Source organism: Methylobacterium crusticola (assembly GCF_003574465.1).
GTDB classification, from domain to species: Bacteria; Pseudomonadota; Alphaproteobacteria; order Rhizobiales; family Beijerinckiaceae; genus Methylobacterium; species Methylobacterium crusticola.
This window is the reverse complement of the sequence record NZ_QOWC01000427.1, coordinates 1-2,299: the sequence shown is the minus strand read 5'-3', so window position 1 is coordinate 2,299 and position 2,299 is coordinate 1. Positions and strand designations below refer to the sequence as shown.

The following is a 2,299-nucleotide window of genomic DNA, read 5'->3' as shown; positions in this document are numbered from 1 at the left end:
CCGGGTGCGGCGGTAGCGCCGCCGGCCCCGCGCGGCCCCGGCCGGGTTGGGCCCGGCGCGGGGAGCCCGGCCCGGCGGCCGTTCGGACCGGTGAACCCCCGGCCGCCCGGCGCGGTTGAGGTGGGACGGCCCGGCCCGCGATCCGCCTCATCCCGAGACGCGATCCGCGCGACCCGGCCTCCGTCCCGGAGAACCGCCATGCGATCCGCCCCCCGCGACGCCGCGCTGCTCGTGGCCCTTCTCGCGGCGACGCCCGCCTCGGCGCAGACCGAGCCCGCGCCGGGCTTCCTGACGCGGCCCGAGCCCGGCAGCATCCGGGCCTCCAAGCTCGTCGGCGTCGGGGTCGTGGGCATGGACCACGTCCGCGTCGGCGCCATCGAGGACGTGCTGCTCGGCGCGGACGGGCGCGTGCGCGCCGTGGTGATCGGCGTCGGGGGCTTCCTCGGCATCGGCGAGAAGGCGGTCGCCGTGCCCTTCGACCAGCTGGCCTGGAACACCGGCAGCGCCGCGCAGGCCGCGGGGCCGCGCTCCTTCACGACCCCCGGCAGCGCGCCGAGCGCCGCCGAGGCGCGCAGTGCCGGGCCCGAGACGATGCCGGGCGCCCAGGTCGGCAACGACGCGCTGGCCGACGCGCCGGCCGGGCGCGGCGGCGGGGTCGACGTCGCGACCGGCTCGGTCGAGGCGCAGAGCCGGCCGCGGGGCCGCGCCACCGTGCTGGCCATCGGCCCGGACGGCAGGGTCGCCGGGGCCGAGGTGCGCATGACCAAGGCGCAGCTCGAGGCGGCCCCGGCCTTCCGCTACGAGGCGGAGCGCTGAGGCGCCCGGCCCGCGGGCAGGGCCGGCGGCGCCGAGACGGCCCGGGCGGCCCCGGCCGTCACGCCGCCTTGGCGAGGCCGATCCGCGCCCAGATGGTGCCGAGCGCCGCCACGAGCACGTCGATGTCGGCGTCGCTGTGCAGCGGCGAGGGCGTGACGCGCAGGCGCTCGGTGCCGCGGGGCACGGTCGGGTAGTTGATCGGCTGGACGTAGATCCCGAACTCGTCGAGGAGCGTGTCGCTGATCTGCTTGCACAGGACCGGATCGCCGACCATCACCGGGACGATGTGGCTGTCGTTCGGCATCACCGGGATGGCGGCGGCCTGGAGGCGGCGGCGCACCTGCGCGACCCGGTCCTGGTGCCGGGCCCGCTCGGCGCCGCTCGCCTTCAGGTGGCGGATGCTGGCGGCGGCCCCCGCCGCGACCGCGGGCGGCAGCGAGGTCGTGAAGATGAAGCCCGACGCGAAGCTGCGCACGAAGTCGCACAGGGCGTGCGAGGCCGCGATGTAGCCGCCATGGACCGCGAAGGCCTTGCCGAGGGTCCCCTCGATCACCGTGAGGCGGTGCATCAGGCCCTCGCGCTCGGCGATGCCGCCGCCCCGCGGCCCGTAGAGGCCGACAGCGTGGACCTCGTCGAGGTAGGTCATGGCGCCGTGGGCGTCGGCGACGTCGCAGAGCTCGGCGATGGGCGCGATGTCGCCGTCCATCGAGTAGACCGACTCGAAGGCCACGAGCTTGGGCCGGGCAGGATCGACGAGGCGCAACTTGCGGTCGAGGTCCTCCGGGTCATTGTGGCGGAAGATCTGCCGCTCGGCCCGGCTCGCCCGGATGCCCTCGATCATCGAGGCGTGGTTGTCCGCGTCGGAGAGCACGACGCAGCCGGGCAGCCGCGAGGCCAGGGTGCCGAGTGCCGCCCAGTTCGAGACGTAGCCGGAGGTGAACAGCAGCGCCGCCTCCTTGCGGTGGAGGTCCGCCAGCTCCTGCTCCAGGAGCACGTGGTAGTGGTTGGTGCCCGAGATGTTGCGGGTGCCGCCGGCCCCGGCGCCGCAGCGGTCGAGCGCCTCGTGCATCGCCGCGAGCACATCCGGGTGCTGGCCCATGCCGAGATAGTCGTTGGAGCACCAGACGGTGACCGGGCGGGCGCCGTCCGGGGTGTGGTGGGTGGCGTGCGGGAAGCGGCCGGCCTGCCGCTCGAGGTCCGTGAAGACGCGGTAGCGTCCCTCCCGGTGGAGGCCCTTGAGTTGCGCGGCGAAGAACGACTCGTAGTCCATGACTGCTCCCCACTGATTCACTCGCGGCGGGGCATGGGCGCCCCGTGTTCTGGGAGCCGGGCGGCCCCGCGCGGGAGCCGTCCGGCCCGGTTCGGGGGCCATCCGGCCCGGTTCAGGGGGCCTGACGCCCCGGTCTCAGGCGGCCTCGCGGGCGGCGCGGGCGCCGTCCGCGGCGGCGTCGTCCGACGCCGGCCGCCCGGCCGGCGCCGCGCC

At 76.4% G+C, this 2,299-nt stretch carries 2 protein-coding genes; one reads left to right on the top strand and one right to left on the bottom strand.

All coding sequences use genetic code 11. From position 1 onward, the window contains the following. Positions 1-198: 198 nt before the first annotated feature. Complete coding sequence (locus tag DT057_RS34620; RefSeq protein ID WP_128566518.1) at positions 199-816, top strand: PRC-barrel domain-containing protein; 618 nt, start codon at positions 199-201, stop codon at positions 814-816. 58 nt (positions 817-874) lie between these two features. Here DT057_RS34620 and hemA read toward each other — a convergent pair whose 3' ends face one another. Then, complete coding sequence (hemA, locus tag DT057_RS34615; RefSeq protein WP_128566517.1) at positions 875-2,086, bottom strand: 5-aminolevulinate synthase; 1,212 nt, start codon at positions 2,084-2,086, stop codon at positions 875-877. Positions 2,087-2,299 lie beyond the last annotated feature (213 nt).